Raw genomic sequence first — 20,038 nt, 5'->3', positions numbered from 1 at the left:
TCGCAGGGCGCAGGCTGTCCGCGTGTCCACCGCATCGACGCGCGTCCCTCAGCAGGAGCGCAGCCGCGCCACCCAGGCCCGGCTGCTGGAGGCGACAGTCGACTGCCTGGTCGAGCACGGCTGGTCCGGCACCACCACCACGGTGATCGCCGCCCGGGCTGGTGTCTCCCGCGGCGCGCAGTTGCACCACTACCCGACGAAGGCCGCGCTGGTGACGGCCGCCGTGGGCCATCTGGCCGAGCGGCGGGCCGACGAGTTGCGCACCGAGGCCGAGGCGCTGCCGGCCGGCCCGCAGCGGTTGGACCGGGTGGTCGACCTGCTCGGGGCGGCGTTCACCGGGCCGCTCTTCGTGGCCGCACTCGAGCTCTGGGTCGCCGCCCGCACCGATCCGGAGCTCCGGGACGCCCTGGTGCCACTGGAGGCGACCGTCGGCCGGGAGATGCACCGCCTCACCGTCTCCCTGCTCGGCGTCGACGAACGCCGGCCCGGCGTCCGCGAGGCGGTGCAGGCCACCCTCGACCTGCTGCGCGGGCTCGGGGTGGCCAACCTGCTCAGCGACGACTCGGCCCGCCGCACCGCCCTGCTGACCACCTGGAAGCGGCAACTCGCCACCCTGCTCACGCCCTGACCGCCGGCCGCACCGGCCCCCACCCACCGGAGGCACCATGGTCGACCTCACCGACCTGCTCACGGACCTGGCCGACGAGTCCGCCGACCTCGACGCCCTGGTGGCCCCGCTGCCCGCGACCGACTGGGCGCGGCCGACCCCCGCGCCGGGTTGGAGCATCGGGCACCAGATCGCCCACCTCGCCTGGACCGACCACGTGGCGCTGTTGGCGGCCACCGACGCGGAGGCGTTCTACGCGACGGTGACCGCCGCGCCGGACGTGACCCGGATGGTGGACGCGGGCGCCGAGGAGTTCCTGGCACCACCGGCCGAGCTGCTCGTCCGCTGGCGCGCCGGGCGGACGGCACTCGTCGACGCCCTGGCCGCCGTCCCGGCCGGAACGAAGCTGCCCTGGTACGGCACCCGGATGTCGCCCACCTCGATGGCCACGGCCCGGATCATGGAGACCTGGGCACACGGTGAGGACGTTGCCGACACACTCGGCGTCGTCCGCCCCGCCAGTGACCGGCTCCGGCACGTGGCGCACCTGGGCGTGCGTACCCTCGGGCACGGATTCGCCGCCCACGGCCGGGAGGCGCCGACGACGCCGGTCCGGGTCGAGCTGACCGCGCCCGACGGCGACACCTGGACCTGGGGGCCGGTGGACGCCGCCGACCGGCTGAGCGGCCCGGCCCGGGACTTCTGCCTGCTGGTCACCCAGCGCCGCCACCGCGCGGACCTCGCCCTGCTGGCCACCGGCCCGGTCGCCGACGAGTGGCTCGACGTGGCGCAGGCCTTCGCCGGGCCGCCGGGCGACGGCCGCGAGCCGACCAGCGGGAACGGGGTATCGGCGTGATCCGCATCGGCAACGCCTCCGGCTTTTACGGCGACCGGTTCACCGCCTGGCGGGACATGCTCGACGGCGGCGAACTGGACGTCCTGACCGGCGACTACCTGGCCGAGCTGACCATGCTGATCCTCGGTCGGGACCGGCTGCGCGACCCCGGCCTCGGCTACGCGAAGACGTTCCTGCGCCAACTGGAGACCTGCCTCGGCACCGCCCTCGACCAGGGGGTACGGATCGTGACCAACGCCGGCGGACTGAACCCTGCCGGCCTGGCCTCGGCCATCGAGGCCCTCGCCACCCGGCTGGGCCTGCCCGCCCGGGTCGGGTACGTCGAGGGCGACGCCATCGGGCGGCCGGACGCGTTGACCGCGAACGCCTACCTGGGCGCGTTCGGCATCGCCGCCTGCCTCGACGGTGGAGCGAACGTGGTCGTCACCGGGCGGGTCACCGACGCGTCGCTGGTCATCGGCCCCGCCATCGCCCGCTACGGGTGGGGCCGCGACGACCTCGACGAGCTGGCCGGGGCGACAGTCGCGGGGCATCTCGTCGAATGCGGCGCGCAGGTCACCGGCGGCAACTTCAGCTTCTTCACCGAACTGCCCGACGGCGGGCGCCGCCCCGGCTTCCCCATCGCCGAGGTGTACGCGGACGGCTCCACAGTGCTCACCAAACACCCGGGCACCGGCGGCGCGGTCACCGTCGAGACGGTCACCGCCCAACTGCTCTACGAGATCGGCGGGCCGGCGTACCTGGGGCCGGACGTGACCACCCGGTTGGACACCGTGACGCTGCGACCCGAGGGGCCGGACCGGGTCCGGGTCTCCGGGGTCCGGGGCACCCCGCCACCGCCAACGCTCAAGGTCGGCGTCAACAACCTCGGCGGGTTCCGCAACTCGATGACGTTCGTCCTCTGCGGACTGGACATCGAGGCGAAGGCGGCGCTGGTCCGGGGGCAGATCGAGGAGGCGGTGGGCAAGGAGGGGCTGGAGTTCACGCTGGCCCGCACCGACCACCCGGACGCCGCCGACACCGAGGCCGCAAGCGCCCTGCTGCACGTACACCTGCGCGACAGTGACAAGGCGCGGGCCGGGCGGGCCTTCTCGGCCGCGGCGGTGGAGCTGGCGTTGGCCTCGTACCCGGGATGCACGCTGACCACCCTGCCGGGCGACGCGACACCGTACGGCGTGTTCACCGCCGACGACATCCCACAGGACGACGTCACGCACGTCGCGGTGCTGCCCGGCGGCGAGCGGCTGCCGATCGCCCCGCCGACCCGCACCGCCGCCACCTCCGAGGACGAGACGGTCCCGGGCGGCGCGGCAGCGGTGGACGGCCCGACCCGGAGCGGCCCGCTCGGCGAGCTTGTCGGCGCGCGCTCCGGGGACAAGGGCGGGGACGCCAACCTCGGTGTCTGGGCGCGCTCCGACGCGGGGTACGCGTGGCTGCGCGCCTGGTTGACCGTGGAGCGGCTGGCCGAACTGCTGCCGGAGACCGCGCCGCTGTCGGTGCGGCGCTACGAGCTTCCGAACCTGCGCGCGGTCAACTTCGTGATCGAGGGCCTGCTCGGGGCGGGGGTGGCCGCGTCCACCCGGTTCGACCCGCAGGCCAAGGCGCTCGGTGAGCTGCTGCGTGCCCGGATCGTCGACCTGCCGGCCGACGTGCCGACGGGAGCGGGCCGATGAGCATCGTGGACACACCCGAACGCCGGCAACTGCGCGAGCTGACCCGGGCTTTCGTGACCCGGGAGGTGCTGCCGCACCTGGACGACTGGGAGCGGGCCGGCGAGGTGCCCCGCGCCCTGCACGAGACCGCCGCGAAACTCGGCCTGCTCGGCATCGGCTTCCCCGAGTCGGTCGGCGGCAGCGGCGGGAACCTGCTCGACTCGATCGTCGTGACCGAGGAGATGATCCGCTCCGGCGGCTCGTCCGGCCTGATCGCAGCCCTGTTCACACATGGCATCGCGCTCCCGCACATGGTCGCGGCGGCGGGCGTGGGCGTCGGCGGCTCGCTGGGTGGCCGGCTCGGCGGCACCTCCACGCCCGGCGACGACTACCTCATCCAGCGGTACGTCAGGCCCACGCTGGCCGGCACGATGATCGGCGCGCTGGCGATCACCGAGCCGGACGGCGGCTCGGACGTGGCCGGCATCCGCACGACCGCCCGCCGCGACGGCGACCACTATGTGGTGAACGGGTCGAAGACGTACATCACCAGCGGGCACCGGGCCGACTTCGTGACCACGGCGGTGTGCACCGACTTCCCCGGCAGCGGTGAGCTCACCCTGCTGGTCATCGACAAGGGGTTGCCCGGGTTCACAGTGGGACGCCGGTTGGAGAAGCTGGGCTGGCACTGCTCGGACACCGCCGAGCTGTCCTTCGTCGACGTGCGGGTGCCGGTGGCCAACCGGATCGGCGCGGAGGACACCGGCTTCCTGGCGATCATGCAGAACTTCGCCGCGGAACGGCTCTCGCTGGCCACCCAGGCGTACGCGACCGCGCAGCGCTGCGTCGAGCTGGCGGTGCGCTGGTGCCGGGACCGGGAGACCTTCGGGCGTCCGCTGGCCAGCCGGCAGCTGATCCGGCACCGGTTGGCCGAGATGCACACCCGGGCCGAGGCGGCCCGGTCGTACGTGCACGAGGTCGCGGGTCGGGTGGCCGCTGGCGAGCCGGTGGTGACCGAGGTGGCGATGGCGAAGAACGTCGCGGTGGCCGCCTGCGACCAGGTCGTCGACCAGGCGTTGCAGCTGCACGGCGGGTTCGGCTACCTGCGCGACGCCGAGGTGGAGCGGCACTACCGCGACGCGCGGATCCTCGGCATCGGCGGCGGCACCACGGAGATCATGAACGAGATCATCGCAAAGGGGTTAGGACTGTGAGCACCCTGGACAGCGCGATCGACCCGTCCGCGCCCGGGTACGCGGCCAACCGGACCGCGTTGCTGGAACGGCTGGCCGAGCTGGACGCCGCGCTGGACCAGGCCCGGGCGGGCGGCGGCGAGAAGTACGTCACCCGGCACCACGCCCGCGGCAAGCTGCTCCCCCGGGAGCGGATCGAGCTGCTGGTGGACGCGGACAGTCCGCTCCTGGAGTTGTCGCCTGTCGCCGCGTACGGCACGGACTTCCCGGTGGGGGCCAGCGTGGTCACCGGGATCGGGGTGGTCGAGGGCGTGGAGTGCCTGATCGTCGCCAACGACCCGACGGTTCGTGGGGGCGCGGTCAACCCGTGGTCGCTCGCCAAGACCCGGCGGGCCGGCGAGATCGCCCTGGCCAACCGGCTGCCGATGGTCAACCTGGTCGAGTCGGCCGGGGCGGACCTGCCGACCCAGGCGGAGATCTTCATTCCGGGCGGTCGGGTGTTCCGGGACCTGACCCGGCTCTCGGCGGCCGGCATCCCGACGGTAAGCGTGGTCTTCGGCAACGCCACGGCCGGTGGCGCGTACGTGCCGGGGATGTCCGACCACGTGATCATGATTCGGGACCGGTCGCAGGTCTACCTGGCCGGCCCGCCGCTGGTCAAGATGGCCACCGGCGAGGTCACCGACGACGAGTCGCTCGGCGGCGCGGCGATGCACGCCGGTACGTCCGGGCTCGCCGACCACCTGGCCGCCGACGAGCGGGACGGCATCCGGCTGGCCCGGCAGTGCGTACGCCGACTGAACTGGCGCAAGCACGGCCCGGCGCCGCGTACGGCCGTCCCGCAGCCACCGAAGTACGACCCGGAGGAGCTGCTCGGTATCGCCAGCGCCGATCTGAAGGTGCCGTTCGACCCGCGTGAGGTGCTGGCCCGGATCCTCGACGGCAGTGACTTCGACGAGTTCAAGCCGGCGTACGGGGACGCGCTTGTCACCGGCTGGGGAGAGCTGCACGGCTACCCGGTGGGTGTGCTGGCCAACGCCCGGGGGGTGCTGTTCAGCGAGGAGGCGCAGAAGGCGGCCCAGTTCATCCAGCTCGCGAACGCCTCCGACACCCCGCTGATCTTCCTGCAGAACACCACCGGCTACATGGTCGGCACCGAGTACGAGCAGCGCGGCATCATCAAGCACGGCGCACTCATGATCAACGCGGTGTCGAACTCGACGGTGCCGCACCTGACGGTCAACCTGGGCGCCTCGTACGGGGCCGGCAACTACGGCATGTGCGGTCGGGCGTACGAGCCGAGGTTCCTGTTCACCTGGCCGAACGCGAAGTCGGCGGTGATGGGCCCGGCGCAGCTTGCCGGGGTGCTGTCCATCGTGGCCCGGCAGGCCGCCGCAGCTCGCGGGCGCGACTACGACGAGGAGTCCGACGCGGCCATGCGGATGATGGTCGAGCAGCAGATCGAGTCGCAGTCCGGCGCGCTGTTCCTCTCCGGCCGGCTCTACGACGACGGCGTGATCGATCCCCGGGACACGCGGACCGTCCTCGGGCTCTGCCTCTCGGCGATCCACAACGGACCGGTGAAGGGCGCCGACGGTTTCGGCGTCTTCCGGATGTAGCCCGTGAGCACGAGGAACGCAGCGAACCGCAGTGGCGAACGAGAGGCAGGCCCAGCCAACATGATCAACCGATTGCTCGTCGCCAACCGGGGGGAGATCGCCCGCCGGGTCTTCGCCACCTGCCGGGCGCTCGGCGTGGAGACGGTCGCCGTGCACTCGGACGCGGACGCGAACGCGCCGTTCGTGGCCGAAGCCGACCAGGCGGTCCGGCTGCCCGGGGACACGCCTGGCGAGACGTACCTTCGGGTCGACAGGATCCTCGACGCGGCCCGGCGCAGCGGCGCGGACGCCGTCCACCCGGGTTACGGGTTCCTCGCGGAGAACGCCGAGTTCGCGGCGGCGGTGGCCGACGCGGGGCTGACCTGGGTCGGCCCGCCGGCCAAGGTGATCGCGGCGATGGGCGACAAGCTGGCGGCGAAGACGCTGCTCGCCGAGGCGGGCGTGCCGATGCTGCCGAGCTGGACCGACACCGCCGACGTGAGCGATTTCCCGGTGCTGGTGAAGGCGTCCGCCGGCGGCGGCGGGCGGGGGATGCGGATCGTCCGGGACGCCGACGGGCTGGCCGAGTCCGTCGCCTCCGCGGGCCGCGAGGCGGCTGCGGCGTTCGGCGACGGCACGGTCTTCATCGAGCGGTACGTCGAGCGCGGCCGGCACGTCGAGGTACAGATCTTCGGCGACGCCGAGGGCCGGGTGGTGGCCCTCGGTGACCGGGAGTGCTCGATCCAGCGCCGGCACCAGAAGATCGTCGAGGAGGCGCCGGCGGTCGTACCGGAGTCGGTGCGGACGGCGTTGCACGAGGCGGCGGTGGCCGCCGGCCGCGCCGTCGACTACCTGGGCGCCGGCACTGTGGAGTTCCTGCTCGCCCCAGGCGGGGAGTTCTTCTTCCTGGAGATGAACACGCGACTCCAGGTGGAGCACCCGGTCACCGAGCTGTGCACCGGACTGGACCTGGTGGGTCTGCAACTGCTCGTCGCGGAGGGTCAGCCGCTGCCGGCGGCCATCCCGGCGAGCACCGGCCACGCGATCGAGGTGCGGCTCTGCGCCGAGGACGCGTCGGCGGGGTGGCGCCCGGTCGCCGGCACCCTGCACCGGTTCGCCGTCCCCCAGGTGGCGGCCGAGTTCGGCGGCCTGAGCGGGCCGGGCCTGCGGCTCGACTCGGGTGTGGTGGCCGGCTCGGTGGTCGGCGTGCACTACGACTCGATGGTGGCGAAGCTCGTGGCCTGGGGTCGTACCCGCACCGAGGCGAGCCGGCTGCTGGCCAGCGCGCTGGCCCGGGCCGAGCTGCACGGGGTGACCACGAACCGGGATCTGCTGGTCCGGGTGCTGCGCAGCCCCGCGTTCGCCGCCGTGGAGATCGACACCGGTTTCCTGGACCGGCACTCCGAGGTCTTCGCGCCGCTGCTGCCCGCCGGTCAGCTTCCGGTGGTCGCGCTCGCGGCGGCGCTCGCCTCGGCCGCCGGCCGTCGCGCCGAGGCCCGGGTCCTGGCCGGATTGCCGTCGGGCTGGCGCAACGTGCCGGCCGTCCCGCAGGTCACCCGCTTCACCGGTCCGGGCGGCGAGATCGAGATCCGCTACCGGCTCGACCGCACGGGCGCCCTCGCCGAATGGTCCGCCGACCCCGGCACCGCCGACCCGACAGTGGCGCTTGTCGAGGCCAGCCCGGACCGGGTGGTGCTCGACGTCGACGGGGTTCGCCGCGCGTACCGCGTACACCGGGTGGGGTCGGAGGTCTTCGTGGACGGCCCGGACGGGACCGCGAGCCTCACCGAGTTGCCGCGTCTCCCGCTGCCGACGGCGGAACTGGCAGCCGGGTCGCTGCTCGCACCGCTGCCCGGCGCGGTGACCCGGGTGCACGTCGAGGTCGGCCAGCGGGTCTCGGCCGGCGATCCGCTGCTCACGCTGGAAGCGATGAAGTTGGAGCACCCCGTGCTCGCCCCGATCGACGGAGTGGTCGCCGAGCTGCCGGTGCCGGCCGGCGGTCAGGTCCGTACCGGTGCCGTGCTGGCCGTCATCGACAACGCCGAGGAGACCTCCTGATGATCTTCGACCTCACCCCCGAGCAGGACCAGCTGCGCGACGCCGTGCGGGCGTTGGGCCGCCGCTACGGCCACGGCTACTTCGTCGAGAAGGCGAAGGCCGGCGAGCACACCACCGAGCTGTGGGCCGAGGCGGGACGGCTCGGCTACCTGGGGGTCAACATCCCCACCGAGTACGGCGGCGGGGGCGGCGGCATCACCGAGCTGGCCATCGTCTGCGAGGAGCTGGCGGCGGCCGGCTGCCCGCTGCTGCTGCTGGTGGTCTCCCCCGCCATCGCCGCCACCGTGCTCGCCCGGCACGGCACCGAGGAGCAGCGCAAACGGCACCTGCCGGGCCTCGCCGACGGCACCCAGAAGATCGTCTTCGCGATCACCGAGCCGGACGCCGGCTCCAACTTCCACCGCCTGAGCACTGTGGCCCGCCGTGACGGCGACGACTGGCTGCTCAACGGCCGCAAGTGCTACATCTCCGGGGTCGACGAGGCCGGTCACGTGCTGGTGGTGGCCCGTACCGAGGACTCCTCCAGCGGCAAGCTGAAGCCGGCGCTGTTCCTGGTGCCGACCGACGCGGCCGGGCTGACCCGGTCCAGGCTGGACATGGAGATCGTGTCCCCGGAGAACCAGTTCCTGCTCTTCCTGGACGACGTGCGGGTGCCCGCCGACGCCCTGCTCGGCGAGTCGCTGGACGCCGGCCTACCGGCCCTCTTCGCCGGGCTGAACCCGGAGCGGATCACTGTCGCCGCGATGGGTGCCGGCACCGGCCGGTACGCCATCGAGCGGGCCAGTGACTACACCGCCACCCGCAAGGTCTGGGGTGGCCGGAGCATCGGCACGCACCAGGGCGTGTCGCATCCCCTCGCCCACGCGGCGGTGCAGGTGGAACTGGCCCGCCTCATGATCCAGAAGGCGGCGACCCTGTACGACGCCGGCCGTGACCTGGAGGCCGGAGTGGCCGGCAACATGGCCAAGTACGCGGCCGGGGAGGCCGCCGCGCTCGCCGTGGACACCGCCGTCCAGGCGCTGGGCGGGGCGGGCATGACCACCGAGTACGGGGTGGCGACCCTGCTCGGCGCGGTCCGGGCCGGTCGCATCGCCCCGGTCAGCCGCGAGATGATCCTCAACTTCGTCGCCCAACACGTCCTGGGCCAGGACAAGTCCTACTGAGCGGGGGTGGGTCAGCCGGGGGCGCGGCAGGCGGCGTCGATGCGGTGCACCGGGCGTACGCGGCGGCCCATCCCCTCCAGCAGCGAATCCTCGATGTGGAAGTCGTGCACGCGCAGACGGTGCCGGGGCAGTTCCTCCTCGCTCGGGCAGAGCACCTGCGCGCGGACCAGGTCGACAGGCACGTACCGCACGCCACCCCGCTCCTGGAGGATCACCATGTTGACGTCGTCGGTGGTGACGACGTGTCCGCGTACGTCCTCGGTGGGGCCGTTCTCCGCACCCACAGTGGTGACGGTCAGCGGCAGCACCGGTGTGCTGATCACCGGAAGCGCGGCCCAGACCAGCATGGACAGCACCGCCACCTCGGTCAGCGACGCCAGCGGTCGGATCACCATGCCGGGCAGCGGCCCGGCGACGAACACGGCCAGCAGTGGTGGCACCACGAGGAGTGCCAGCACCAGCGCCTCACCCTGCGTCCAGGCGTCGCGCAGGGTGGGCAGCAGCAGCCAGCCGTACCCGGCGAGCAGCGCGACGATCAGCAGCAGGCGGGGCAGCGTCCGTTCGTGCAGCCGCTCCGGGCGCAGCTGGAACGCGGCCACGAACGCCGGCAGCAGCAGCGGCAGGTAGAGCAGCGGCCAGGTGAGCAGGGCGAGCAGGAAGCTGGCGAGCACCACCCAGGCCGGGGTGATGTCGGCCCAGCGGGCGAAGAGCGGACGACGACGGGTGCCGGGTGGCAGCCGGTCCGCGCTGACGGCCAGCACCGCGCCGAGCGCGAAGACGGCGACCAGCCCGGTGGACAGCAGCCGTGCGGCGGTGGTCAGGAAGCCGGCGAGCAGGTTGACCGGCCCGACGTTCGCCACCAGCAGCAGCGTGGTCTGGAGTTCCCCGCCGGCCTCGACGCCGAGCCGGAGCACCGAGAAGATCGCCGGTACGCCCACCACGGCGGTCCAGAAGGACTGGCTGGCCCGGGCCCGGCGCTCCGCCGGGTCCCATCGGACCCGTCCCGGTTCGGCGTCGACGGCGAGCGGTTCGGCGGGCTCGGCGACCGGCACGCCGGCGGGCCAGCCTGCGGCGTCCACCTCGGCCGGCGGCAGGTCGGGCGGTACGGCCGGCCGGGGTGGCGGGACCGGGCCGCCGGTGGCGGTCGGCGACGCACTCACTTCGAGGGCGCCTTGTCGTCGAAGTCGACAAGCTTGGGCACGTCGAGTGGCTGCGGCTGGCGCTTCTCGGCGCGCAGCCACGGGCCGAGCGTCCGGTTGTACGCGGTCTGCCACGGGCTCGCCTGACCGTTCCGCCCCTGCTCGTAGCTCTTCTGGAGGAAGAACGCGACGAGGTCGCGTAGCGCCGGGTCGCCGATCGGCACGCCGATGCCCAGCAGTTCGCTGGTGCCGAACGGCATGTCGACGATCTCGAACTCCTTGGGGAAGCTGGCCAGGAATCCGGCGAGGATCGTCTCGTCGGAGCTGACCGCGTCGTAGCGACCTTCCCGCATGCCGGCGACACAGTCACCGACGTCCTTCACCACGAGCGCCTTGACCTGGCGCTTCTCGAGCTCCGCCTCGGTGGTGGAACCACCGCTGGTGCAGACCTTGTAGGCCGGGTCGCGCAGGTCCTCGATGGTGCGGATCTTGTCCTTGAGTCGACTCGTCACCATCACCTCCTGAGTGGTGACGAAGTACGGTCCGGCGAAGCTCACCAGCTTCTTGCGCTCCTCGGTGATGGAGAAGCTGGACACGACCAGGTCGACCATGCCGCCCTGCAGGGACGGGATGCGGTCCTCGGTGGCGACCGAGACGAACTCCAGCCGCTGGTCCCCCTCGTAGCCGAGGGAGGCGGCCACGTACCTGCCGATCTCGACGTCGAATCCGACGTGCTGCCCATTGCGCAGGTCGCCCATCAGCGGTTCGTTGGTGGCGACGCCGATGCGCAGCTTCGACTGGCCGTAGATGTGCGTCTCGCGCAGCTTCTCCTGCACCGACGGCAACTCCGGTTCCTTGCGGCTGTCGCAGCCCGCGGCGGCGGCCAGGGTGAGGGTGAGGGCGACCGCCAGCGTCGTCGCTACGGCGCGGAGCCGGGAATGGAAACTGTTGTTCATGGTGACCTCGCTGACGTAACAGCCTGCGGACCACCGACAGTAACGGCTTGGGTCCAATGCGTACGCCCACGCGCCGAGCACGTCGGCGCGACCGGACGACCGGCGCGCCGTCGGCTCTGCGGTTGACAGCCGGCCGGAGCCGGACATGCTGGAGGGGTGAGTCGACTACCCAGGCCCGATGCGCGGACGGTGGCGGTGATCGCGGCGCTGGGAGCCCTCGCACCGCTGGTCACGCTGGTCGTCTGGCGACGCCAGGATCTGCTCGGCGTGGTGCTCGCACTGCTCTGCGTCCTGCTGACCATGGTCGCCGGGGTGGCCGCCTCGGCCGCGCGGCAGGGCGACGTCCCCGCGCCGGCGGACCGGGCCGCGGCGGCCGGCCCACCGGAACTGATGCCCTACGGCCTCGACGCGGACACCCTCGACGCGCTGGACAGCCGGGACGCGTTGCGCGCGGTGCGTGACAGGCGGCGAGGGTCGGGCGGGCTCAGCGATCGGTGAGGGTCGGCGCGCTGAGCGCGTTCACGCCCTTCCCGGCCAGACACCGGTAGGCGCGGTCGACGCTGCCCTCGACGGGCGGCAGCACCTCCAGGTGCCAACCGGTCGCCTCGGCGATCCCGGTGGTCACCCGGAAGGTGGCGGCGCTGCACACCTGGCGTACCGGCTCGGCGGCGAGCACCTCGTCGTACTCGGCGCCGACCAGCGACACCGGCAGCAGACCCTCGGCGTACGTCTCCCAGGTGTGCGGGCCGGCGCACGGTACGCGGGCCGCCTCGGCGCGGGTCCCACGGATCCGCATCGGGCCGAAGCACTCCAGCTCGGGCAGGCAGCGGGCGCCGTCGGGCAGGGCGGTCGGCGCGCCGGCGCTGGTCGTGCAGCCGGGCAGCGGCCCGGTGGCCGGCGCGGCGACCTGGCTGGCCGACGGGGACGGACCGGCCGGCGGTGAACTGTCGGCCACCCAGGCACCGGCGGTGGCCGAGGCGGCGAGCGCGAGCGCACCCGCGCCGCCGAGGAACCAGCGTCGTCGCCAGCGCCGCCCGGCGGGAGCCGCCTGTTGGGTGTCCTCCACGGCGGGGCGGGGCTTCGGCTGACTGGTGACGTATGGACCGGAGTAGGTCATGCCGCCGCTGACCGGCGCGCCGCTGACCGGCGCCGACGGCGGGCCGAGGGGAAGGCCGGCGAGCATCTCGTGCAGTTCGAGGGCGGAGGGCCGCTCGTTGGGGTCGTTGGCCATGCCGGCGCGCAGCACGTCGATCAGCTCGTCCGGTACGCCGGGCAGGCCGGGGAGCGGCTGGTTGAACATCTCCAGCACGGTGACCAGGCTGGGATTGCGCTCGGACTGCCAGCGCGGCGGCCGGCCGTGCATCACCGCGTAGAGGGTGGCGCAGAGCGCGTACACGTCGACGGCGGGGGACGGCGGGCTGTGGCTGAACATCTCCGGCGGCGCGTACGCCGGGGTGAGCACCTCCAGGGTGACCGATGCGTCCCGGTGCTCCGCGAGCACGGCCAGCCCGAAGTCGGCCAGAACGGCCGAGTTGAAGTTCGAGTAGAGGATGTTGGCCGGCTTGACGTCCCGGTGCAGCACCCCGGCGGCGTGCGAGTGGGCGAGCGCGTCGGCGATCTTCATGCCGAGGTCGCGGGCCTCGACCGGACCGAGCGGCGAGGTGCGCATCCGTTCGGCGTACGACCCGTCGCAGAGTTCCATGATCAGGTAGGGATGCTGGTCGACGGTGACCCCGACGTCGAAGAGGTCCACGACGTGCGGGTGCGACGACATCCGGCCGGCCGCCCGAGCCTCACGCAGGAAGCGGGCCTGGTCGCGCTCGTTGTCAAGCGTCCGGTTCTCCACCTTGACGGCGACGTCGCGGCCGACCGAGATCTGGGTGGCCTGGTAGACGGTCGCGTAACCACCCCGGGCAAACACCCGCAGATCGGTCAGGCCGGGCACGTTCGGCACCGGCAAACCTCCGGTCGGGGTGTCGGTCACTGCTCGAAAATACCCAACCCGGCCGGCGGCTCAGCGCACCGCGTCCGCCGGAGCGTCCCCGACGTCACCCGACGCGCCGGCGTCGGGCGTCGCGTCGGTGCCGCCCGACGCGCCCCGGCGGGCGTCAAGGCGCAGACCGATCGCGGTGGCCACGGCGCCCAGCCCCTCCCACGCGGCCACCCCGAAGAACCGGTCAGGTGCGATGTCGGCAAGCACGGCGATGGTGAACACGGTGAACGTGACCAACCGGAAGACCACCGTGAACCGGTAGAACACCCGCCACTCGGTGACCGTCGCGAGCAGGTAGTAGACGCCCATGTTGAACGCCGCCATCGAGGACGCCAGCAGGAACGTGCCCGTGTGGTCACCGACGGCACGCGCCTCTGGCACCTCGAGGCCGAGCATGCGCAGCTGCGCCTCCGGCCAGAGCAGCCCGACCGCGCCCATCACCAGTGCCAGCACACCGAAGACCGCGATGGTCCAGCCCGCGATGGAACGCGGCAGCTTCATGAAGAGCCTCCCCAGGCACGGCGACGATCATCACTGTGGACCGCCGACGGTGCCAACACGCTAGCCGGTAGGCCCGACGACCACATCCCCGGAACCGGCAGAAACCCGCCGGTTGATCAAGGAGTTCCGGTCAGGAGAGGCGGGCGCGCAGGGCGTCCGCCTCGGCGCGTTCGCTGCGTTGCTCGGTCGCGTACGCCAGGCGTACCGCCTCGTCCGCGCAGGAGCGGGCCTCCTGCGCATGGCCACAGGCCGCCAACGCCTCGGCCAGCACAACGGCCGCGATCACCTGGCTGCGGACGTCCTCGGCCGGCGCGGTGACAGCCCGCCGCGCCCAGTCCAGCGCCTGCTCCCGCTGACCGTGCGCCAGCAGCGCCGACGCGTACCGGGCCATCGTCTGGCGGCGGGAGAAGAGCAGTGACGGGGCGCTCGCGGCGACGGTCGCCACCGGCGCGAGCAGACCGACCGCGGTCGCCGGGTCACCGGCCGCCAGCCGGGCGGTGGCCAGCAGCACCCGGGGCGCGACCTGCGCCGGCGCCTGCGGGTTGTGCGGCTCCACAGCGGTCAGCACCTCGCGGGCCACCCGCTCGGCCGTCTCGCAGTCCCCCATGTCCAGGGCCACGAAGCCGCGCAGCGTCCCGGCCATCCCGGTGAGCAGCGGGTGCGACGTCAACTCGGCGTACGACAGGGCGTCGGTCAGCAGGTCCGCCGCGTGCTCCGGCTCGCCCAGCCCGCGCGCCACCACGGCACGGACCACCAGCGCGAAGCCGCGCCCCCAGTCGTCGGACGCCGCGGCGAACTCGCGGTACGCCCGCCGTGCCTCCCGGTCCGCCTCGGCCAGCTCACCCAGCTCGGCCGTGGCGTACGCCGCCACCGCGCGCAGCGTGCCCACCGCCCACGCCTCGCCGACCCGCTCACCGAAGGGCAGGAAGACCTGCGCCAGCCGACACGCCTCGCCCAACCGCCCGGCGAGCAGGCGGGCGAACGCGGTGGTGCCCCGCAGCCAGGCCCGCCCGTACGGGTCCTTCAGCTCGGCGAACAGCCGGGCTGCCCGGCCGAGCACCGCGTCGGTGCCGGCGAAGTCGCCCCGGGTGGTGGTCACCCAGGCCAGGTTCTGCAACGACCACGCCTGCCCGCGTCGATCCTGCGCGCCGAGGCTCACCTGGTACGCGGCGGCCAGCCGGCTGCTCGCCTGACTCAACCGTCCGCCCACGAAGTCGGCCATGCCGAGCCGGCGCATCGCCGAGGCGCGCAGCGTGGGCAGGCCGCCGGCCGTGGCGACCTGCAACGCCTCCTGCCAGGCGGACACCGCCCGGCCCTGGTCGCCGAGGGTCTGCTGGGCCTGGCCGGCCAGCAGCAGGGCACTGGCCCGTACCGCCTCGTCGCCCGAGTTCGCGGCGATCTTCTCGGCGAACGCGAGCGCGTCGACGACCCGGCCGATCTGGAGCAACGCCCGCGCGTGCACGACCCGGTCGGCGGCCGGCACCCCGTCGCGGGTCAGTTCGGCGGCGCGTTCGGCGTACTCCACGGCCATCGCCGGCTCCCCGGCGGACAGCGACCGGCGGGCGGCCCGACCGAGTGCGGCGACCCCGAGCGGGCCCACCGCGCGGGCCGGCGCGTCCGGGCGCAGCTTCACCGCGTCGGCGAGCCTGGCGGCCCGCTCGACGTGCGTCGCCACGAAGTCGTCGCGCGCCTCCTCGGTGAACCCGCCCACCGTGCCGGCCGTGGCCCCGTCCACCGGCGCCGCCCACCGAGCCAGCGCGGCGTGCCGTTCGGCCAGTTCCGCCTTGCTCACCCCGGCGTACGCGGCCTCGCGCATCAGTGGCGTCGCGAACGCGTAGCCGGCCCGGGTGCGGTGCAGCATCCGGCGTTGCAGCAGCTCCTCCACCGCCCGGTCGAGTTCCACGGCGACCACCGCCGAGGGCCGCCCGTCGCGGCCGGCGCGCTGCTCCCGCAGCGCCTCCAGCGCACCGGTCGGCACCGTGTCGCCGACGACCGCCGCGTCCCGCAGCACCGAACGGGCGTCCGGCGGCAGCGCGTCGATCCGGGCGGCCAGCACGGCGGCGAGGTCCCGGGAGAGCAGCCGGCTGCCCAACGAGCCCGGCACCAGCCGCCAGCCGGACGAGCCCTGGTCCCGTGCGCCGGGGGCGGTGGTGAGCGCCCCGCGCTCGATGAGCAGCGTGACCAGCTCGGCCAGGTAGAACGGGTTGCCCTGGGCGGTGGCGAGCAGCCGGTCGGCGTCGGCCTGCGGCAGCTTGCCCCCACCGAGGTAGCTGGTGAGCAGGCGGGCCGCGTCGGCGCCGCGCAGCGGCGGCAGGGAGTGCACCTCGGCGTCCGCGACCCGGGTCAGCGCGCCGGCGGTACGCACCAGCTCGGGGCGGCCGAGCAGCAGCACAAGCACCGGGCCGGTGATCCGGGACAGGGTCAGCCCGAGGGCGCGGATCGTCTCGGCGGTGGCGTCGTGCAGGTCGTCGACCACGATCACCAGTGGCGCCTCGGCGGCGAGCCCGCTGAGCAGGTCGGCGACCGCGTTCGGCACCGCCTCGGCGTCGGCGGTCAACGCGCCAGCGGCACCCCACTCACCGTTGTCGGTGCCGGTGTGCGCGGGCAGTTCGGCGTAGCCGAGAAGGGCGAGCAACTGGTCGGTGGCGATCGGGGACACCTCGCCGCCGGCGCGGTTGAGCCGCTGGCCGAGCCGGCGCAGCCGCTCCTCCACCGCGGGTCGGGTCAGCGCGGCGGCCGCGTCACTGGGCAGGCCGACGGCGGCGCGGACCAGGTCGGCCAGCGGCGCGAGGCGGCGGCGCTCACCGAAGGCGGCGCAGCGCACCGACAGCACCCGGGCGCCGGTGTGCGCGGCGTACCGGCCGGCGCCCACGTCGTACCCGGCGGCGAGGCGTTCCACCTCGGCCGCGAACCGGGACTTGCCGATGCCCGCCTCGGCCGTCATCAGCAGCACCCGCGGGTCGCCCTGGTCGATCACCTCGGCGAGCCGGCCGGCCACCCGACCGATCTCGGTCTCGCGGCCCACGTAGGGCGCCTCGTCGCCCAACCCCGAGCGGGTGCCCGGCGCGTCCAGCAGACCCAGCAGCTCGTACGCCTCGACCGGCTCACGCTTGCCCTTCAGGCGCAGCGGGCGCAGGGCCCGCCAGGACGCCACGTGCCGGGTGGCGGCGGCGGTCCGCCCGCCCGCGTAGACCGCGCCGACGGCGGCGGCGTCGGCCAGCCGGGCGGCGGTGTTCACCGTGTCGCCGATGACCGTGTACTCGATCGCGGCCTGGATGCCCGCGATGACGTCGCCGGTGTTGAGCCCCACCCGGAGCCCGAGCGGCGCGCCGCCGCCGCGCTCGTCGTCGAGCACCCGACGGACCGCCCGCTGCATGGACAGGGCGGCGCGGACCGCGCGTTCGGCGTCGTCCTCGTGCGCCACCGGGGCGCCGAACACCGCCATGATCCCGTCGCCGGTCAGCTTGTCGACGTGCCCACCGAAGGTCTTCACCGCGCCCGCGAGGGCCGCGAGCACCCGGTCGGTGACCGCGCCGACGCGTTCCGGGTCGAGATCCTCGGACCAGGAGGTGAATTCGGAGAGGTCGCCGAAGAGCACGGTGACCACCCGGCGCTCGGCCGCCGGCAACGTCGCGGCGGCCGGCAGCGCGGCACCGCAGTTGTGGCAGAACCGCGCGCCGGGTACGGCGACAGTTCCGCACACCGGGCAGGTCACATGTGCTCCAACCCACTGACCCCCGGCGCGGATTCCCCGGTGGCGACGCCCAGATACTCCAGTTGGGCACGGACCGACCATTCGGCCGCCCACCACAACGAGCGGTCCACGTCCGCGTAGACCACCGCGACCACCTCGGCGGGGGTGCGCGCGCCGGCGTCGACCGCCGCCCGAACCTGGTCGAGCCGGGCCCGCCGGTGGGCCAGGTAGAAGTCGGCGGCGGCGGCGCAGTCCGCCAGCGCCGGGCCGTGGCCCGGCAGCGCCGGGATCCCGGTGTACGCGGACAGCAGCCCCAGGCTGCTCAGATAGTCGCCGAGGTGCCCGTCCGGGTGAGCGACGACGGTGGTGCCCCGGCCGAGGATGGTGTCGCCGGTGAGCACCACCCGTTCGCCGTCGCGCTCGACGAGGAAGCAGACCGAGTCGGCGGTGTGCCCGGGGGTGCTCAGCAGGCGGATGTCCAGGCCGTACCCGCCCAGATGCTCGCCGGCCTCGGTCAGCGGCTCACCGCCGATGGTGTGCGCCGGGTCGACGGCGAGGACGTGCACCCCGCCGAGCAGTTCACTCAACCGGGCGGAGCCCTCGGTGTGGTCGGGGTGGCCGTGGGTGATCAGGACCAGCCCGATCGGGCCGTGCTCGGCGATCCGGGCCAGGTGCCCCTCGTCGGCCGGCCCCGGGTCGACCACGACGGCGTACTCCGCAGCCGGGGCGCGCAGCACCCAGGTGTTGGTGCCGTCGAGGGTCATCGGGCCGGGGTTCGGCGCGCGCAGCAGGGAAACCCAGCGGGGCAATTCGTCGGCAAGCGCCGCTACCGCCCCCGTCACGTGCCCGCTCATGGCTGCGATCGTACGACCCCGCTCACCACGCCCCGCGATCTTGCACTTGCTGCTGCTGATTCATGCCCCTTCAGGGCATTCGTCGGGGCAGAAAGTGCAAGATCGCGGCTGTGGTGCGGTGGGTCAGACGACCTCGACGATCAGTTCGATCTCCACGGGGGCGTCCAGCGGAAGCTCGGCCACACCTACCGCGCTGCGGGCGTGACGGCCGGCCTCGCCGAAGACGGTGCCGAAGAGGTCCGAGGCGCCGTTGACCACGGCCGGCTGTCCGGTGAAGCCGGGCGCGGAGGCCACGAAACCGGTCACCTTCACCACCTTGACCACGGTCTCCAGACCGACAAGCGAGTCGACCGCCGCCAGGGCGTTGAGCGCGCAACGCTGGGCCAGGTCCTTCGCCTGCTCGGCGGAGATCCCCGCGCCGACCTTGCCGGTGGCCAGCAGCTTGCCCTCGGCGATCGGCAACTGGCCGGAGACGTACACGTGCTGCCCGGACTGCACGGCCGGCACGTAGCTGGCCACCGGCGGCACCACGTCGGGCAGTTCGAGACCCAGCTCGGCGAGCTTCGCGTGCGGACCGTTGCTCATGCCTTGGGCCGCTTCAGGTACGCCACCAGCTGGTCCGGGTTCGGGCCGGGGACCACGGCGACGAGCTCCCACCCGTCCTCGCCCCAGTTGTCGAGGATCTGCTTGGTCGCGTGGACCAGCAGCGGAACCGTGGAGTATTCCCACTTCTGCATCGCTGAAGGGCTCCCTCTCGGTGCGGAATTGTTCGAGGCACAGCCTACGGTCCGCTGGCCGAGCGAGGCGCGGGACGCTGCTCCGGCGTGGTCGGCAGCTCGCCGCACTGCCCCTCATGCTCGTACCCCTGCGGGCAGCGGGAGCGGTCGGGCAGCAGCAGGTCGCAGAAGACCCGGTGCCGATTGTTCTGGTCGTCGGCGTTCGACACGGTGGTCTCGCCGGCGTCCAGCTCCGGAAGGAAGCCCAGGGACACCGCGACCCGACCGGCCAGCACGGTGGCCGCCGCCAGGTCGGGCACCCGGATCGGCAGGTGGATGACGAAGCCCGCCTCGTCGTCGTCCCGGACCCGCTCGGCGGGACGGCTGGACGCGCGGACCACCTCCGGCGGCTCCGGAACCCGACGGTACGACCGCTCGTTGACCGGCAGGCTGCCGACCGGCCCGCCAGTCGCCTCGCCCACGGCCCCCGTCCGGCGGAGCCGGTCGTTTGTCGGAAACTGGGTGCGAGGGATGTTGTCCGCGTCGCGCATGCACTGCCTCCGGTCGTACCAGTCGGATCACGCTTCCGGCCCGGACGATTCGCCCGTTCCGCCCCCCGCACCGGGACGAAGGTAGGTCCGCAGCAGCAGTCCCGCCAACAGGACGCGCACGATCAGTCACCAAAAGTCACATATATGACACCTTGGGGTTAGGAATCCTGACTGCGGGAGATTCCGCCTCGTCGTCAGCCGAACCGGTGGCGCGGACAGCACGATAGGGGCGACACCCAGCCGGCGGTTGACCGCTACCCTTCCGGTCGGACGGTCGCGCCGCGCCCGGCCGCCCGCTCGATCACGCTCGACGCCCCGCCGGCGGCGGGCGCCGCACCCCCCGGGGGAAAGACATGACCCAGCCACCCAGCGGCGACCAGGCCGGCACCTCGGCCATCCCGGGCCAGGCGACTCCGACCGCTCCCGGCCAGCCGTCCCCCGGCGGTCAGCCCGGCCAGCTCGCCCTGCCCGCCGCACCGGCCGTCTCCGCGCCGACCTTCCCCACCC

Annotated in this window: 17 protein-coding genes; 8 read left to right on the top strand and 9 right to left on the bottom strand. The window is 73.6% G+C overall.

Translation table 11 applies throughout. The features are described from left to right. Positions 1-22 precede the first annotated feature (22 nt). From FHG89_RS04865 to FHG89_RS04835, 7 genes are read left to right on the top strand one after another with little or no spacing between them, the layout of a single operon-like run. Complete coding sequence (locus tag FHG89_RS04865; RefSeq protein WP_139583127.1) at positions 23-628, top strand: TetR/AcrR family transcriptional regulator; 606 nt, start codon at positions 23-25, stop codon at positions 626-628. 37 nt (positions 629-665) lie between these two features. After that, entirely contained in the window at positions 666-1,463 is a 798-nt protein-coding gene (locus FHG89_RS04860; protein ID WP_139583126.1) for a TIGR03084 family metal-binding protein, read from the top strand. Positions 1,464-1,519: 56 nt separating this feature from the next. Beyond that, positions 1,520-3,136 carry an acyclic terpene utilization AtuA family protein gene (locus FHG89_RS04855; protein ID WP_244295160.1) on the top strand — a complete coding sequence of 539 codons (1,617 nt, stop codon included), beginning with the start codon at positions 1,520-1,522 and terminating at the stop codon, positions 3,134-3,136. Beyond that, on the top strand, positions 3,133-4,329 hold the full coding sequence (locus FHG89_RS04850; protein ID WP_139583125.1) for an acyl-CoA dehydrogenase family protein: 1,197 nt from the start codon (positions 3,133-3,135) through the stop codon (positions 4,327-4,329). Before FHG89_RS04855 ends, FHG89_RS04850 begins: the two co-directional genes overlap by 4 nt. Further along, positions 4,326-5,927: an acyl-CoA carboxylase subunit beta gene (locus FHG89_RS04845; protein ID WP_139583124.1), complete on the top strand. Its 1,602-nt coding sequence runs from the start codon at positions 4,326-4,328 to the stop codon at positions 5,925-5,927. Before FHG89_RS04850 ends, FHG89_RS04845 begins: the two co-directional genes overlap by 4 nt. Positions 5,928-5,987: 60 nt before the next feature. Next, the gene (locus FHG89_RS04840) at positions 5,988-7,964 is read left to right on the top strand and encodes an acetyl/propionyl/methylcrotonyl-CoA carboxylase subunit alpha (RefSeq protein ID WP_139583123.1); all 1,977 of its coding nucleotides are present in this window, start codon (positions 5,988-5,990) and stop codon (positions 7,962-7,964) included. Beyond that, a complete protein-coding gene (locus FHG89_RS04835; RefSeq protein ID WP_139583122.1) occupies positions 7,964-9,127 on the top strand; it encodes an acyl-CoA dehydrogenase family protein in 1,164 nt (387 codons plus the stop codon). The genes FHG89_RS04840 and FHG89_RS04835 overlap by 1 nt, the downstream gene beginning before the upstream one ends. An 11-nt stretch (positions 9,128-9,138) precedes the next feature. Here FHG89_RS04835 and FHG89_RS04830 read toward each other — a convergent pair whose 3' ends face one another. After that, positions 9,139-10,287 (bottom strand): hypothetical protein, encoded by a 1,149-nt coding sequence (locus tag FHG89_RS04830; RefSeq protein ID WP_139583121.1) that lies wholly within the window; start codon positions 10,285-10,287, stop codon positions 9,139-9,141. Further along, positions 10,284-11,222 carry a transporter substrate-binding domain-containing protein gene (locus FHG89_RS04825; RefSeq protein WP_139583120.1) on the bottom strand — a complete coding sequence of 313 codons (939 nt, stop codon included), beginning with the start codon at positions 11,220-11,222 and terminating at the stop codon, positions 10,284-10,286. The genes FHG89_RS04830 and FHG89_RS04825 overlap by 4 nt, the downstream gene beginning before the upstream one ends. 156 nt (positions 11,223-11,378) lie before the next feature. Here FHG89_RS04825 and FHG89_RS04820 point away from each other — a divergent pair, with 156 nt between their 5' ends. Continuing rightward, positions 11,379-11,720 carry a hypothetical protein gene (locus FHG89_RS04820; protein WP_139583119.1) on the top strand — a complete coding sequence of 114 codons (342 nt, stop codon included), beginning with the start codon at positions 11,379-11,381 and terminating at the stop codon, positions 11,718-11,720. Here FHG89_RS04820 and FHG89_RS04815 read toward each other — a convergent pair. The 7 genes from FHG89_RS04815 to FHG89_RS04790 all read right to left on the bottom strand — a co-directional run bounded on the left by FHG89_RS04815 (position 11,707) and on the right by FHG89_RS04790 (position 19,531). After that, positions 11,707-13,206 (bottom strand): serine/threonine-protein kinase, encoded by a 1,500-nt coding sequence (locus FHG89_RS04815; RefSeq protein WP_139583118.1) that lies wholly within the window; start codon positions 13,204-13,206, stop codon positions 11,707-11,709. The genes FHG89_RS04820 and FHG89_RS04815 overlap by 14 nt on opposite strands. Positions 13,207-13,236: 30 nt before the next feature. Then, positions 13,237-13,716, bottom strand: a complete 480-nt coding sequence (locus FHG89_RS04810; RefSeq protein ID WP_139583117.1) for a hypothetical protein — start codon at positions 13,714-13,716, stop codon at positions 13,237-13,239. A 130-nt stretch (positions 13,717-13,846) separates the two neighbouring features. Continuing rightward, positions 13,847-17,431: an adenylate/guanylate cyclase domain-containing protein gene (locus tag FHG89_RS04805; RefSeq protein WP_139583116.1), complete on the bottom strand. Its 3,585-nt coding sequence runs from the start codon at positions 17,429-17,431 to the stop codon at positions 13,847-13,849. Next, on the bottom strand, positions 17,428-18,264 hold the full coding sequence (locus tag FHG89_RS04800) for an MBL fold metallo-hydrolase (RefSeq protein ID WP_139583115.1): 837 nt from the start codon (positions 18,262-18,264) through the stop codon (positions 17,428-17,430). The genes FHG89_RS04805 and FHG89_RS04800 overlap by 4 nt, the downstream gene beginning before the upstream one ends. 123 nt (positions 18,265-18,387) lie before the next feature. Further along, on the bottom strand, positions 18,388-18,849 hold the full coding sequence (locus FHG89_RS04795) for a RidA family protein (protein WP_139583114.1): 462 nt from the start codon (positions 18,847-18,849) through the stop codon (positions 18,388-18,390). Then, on the bottom strand, positions 18,846-19,001 hold the full coding sequence (gene sp36 / locus FHG89_RS32790; protein WP_007466198.1) for a Sp36 family protein: 156 nt from the start codon (positions 18,999-19,001) through the stop codon (positions 18,846-18,848). Before sp36 ends, FHG89_RS04795 begins: the two co-directional genes overlap by 4 nt. Before the next feature lie 44 nt (positions 19,002-19,045). Then, a complete protein-coding gene (locus FHG89_RS04790; RefSeq protein WP_139583113.1) occupies positions 19,046-19,531 on the bottom strand; it encodes a hypothetical protein in 486 nt (161 codons plus the stop codon). Between the last annotated feature and the right edge of the window lie 507 nt (positions 19,532-20,038).

The sequence above is a fragment of the Micromonospora orduensis genome (assembly GCF_006228125.1).
GTDB lineage: Bacteria > Actinomycetota > Actinomycetes > Mycobacteriales > Micromonosporaceae > Micromonospora > Micromonospora orduensis.
The sequence above is the reverse complement of the archived record's forward strand: the minus strand, read 5'-3'. Positions and strand labels throughout refer to the sequence as shown.

What these genes read in the sequence shown, in the direction of transcription:
- FHG89_RS04860 (WP_139583126.1), top strand. Translation starts at nt 666, where the DNA reads ATGGTCGACCTCACCGACCTGCTCACGGACCTGGCCGACGAGTCCGCC.
- FHG89_RS04855 (WP_244295160.1), top strand. Translation starts at nt 1,520, where the DNA reads ATGCTCGACGGCGGCGAACTGGACGTCCTGACCGGCGACTACCTGGCC.
- FHG89_RS04850 (WP_139583125.1), top strand. Translation starts at nt 3,133, where the DNA reads ATGAGCATCGTGGACACACCCGAACGCCGGCAACTGCGCGAGCTGACC.
- FHG89_RS04840 (WP_139583123.1), top strand. Translation starts at nt 5,988, where the DNA reads ATGATCAACCGATTGCTCGTCGCCAACCGGGGGGAGATCGCCCGCCGG.
- FHG89_RS04835 (WP_139583122.1), top strand. Translation starts at nt 7,964, where the DNA reads ATGATCTTCGACCTCACCCCCGAGCAGGACCAGCTGCGCGACGCCGTG.
- FHG89_RS04825 (WP_139583120.1), bottom strand. Translation starts at nt 11,222, where the DNA reads ATGAACAACAGTTTCCATTCCCGGCTCCGCGCCGTAGCGACGACGCTG.
- FHG89_RS04810 (WP_139583117.1), bottom strand. Translation starts at nt 13,716, where the DNA reads ATGAAGCTGCCGCGTTCCATCGCGGGCTGGACCATCGCGGTCTTCGGT.
- FHG89_RS04800 (WP_139583115.1), bottom strand. Translation starts at nt 18,264, where the DNA reads ATGAGCGGGCACGTGACGGGGGCGGTAGCGGCGCTTGCCGACGAATTG.
- FHG89_RS04795 (WP_139583114.1), bottom strand. Translation starts at nt 18,849, where the DNA reads ATGAGCAACGGTCCGCACGCGAAGCTCGCCGAGCTGGGTCTCGAACTG.
- sp36 (WP_007466198.1), bottom strand. Translation starts at nt 19,001, where the DNA reads ATGCAGAAGTGGGAATACTCCACGGTTCCGCTGCTGGTCCACGCGACC.
- FHG89_RS04790 (WP_139583113.1), bottom strand. Translation starts at nt 19,531, where the DNA reads ATGCGCGACGCGGACAACATCCCTCGCACCCAGTTTCCGACAAACGAC.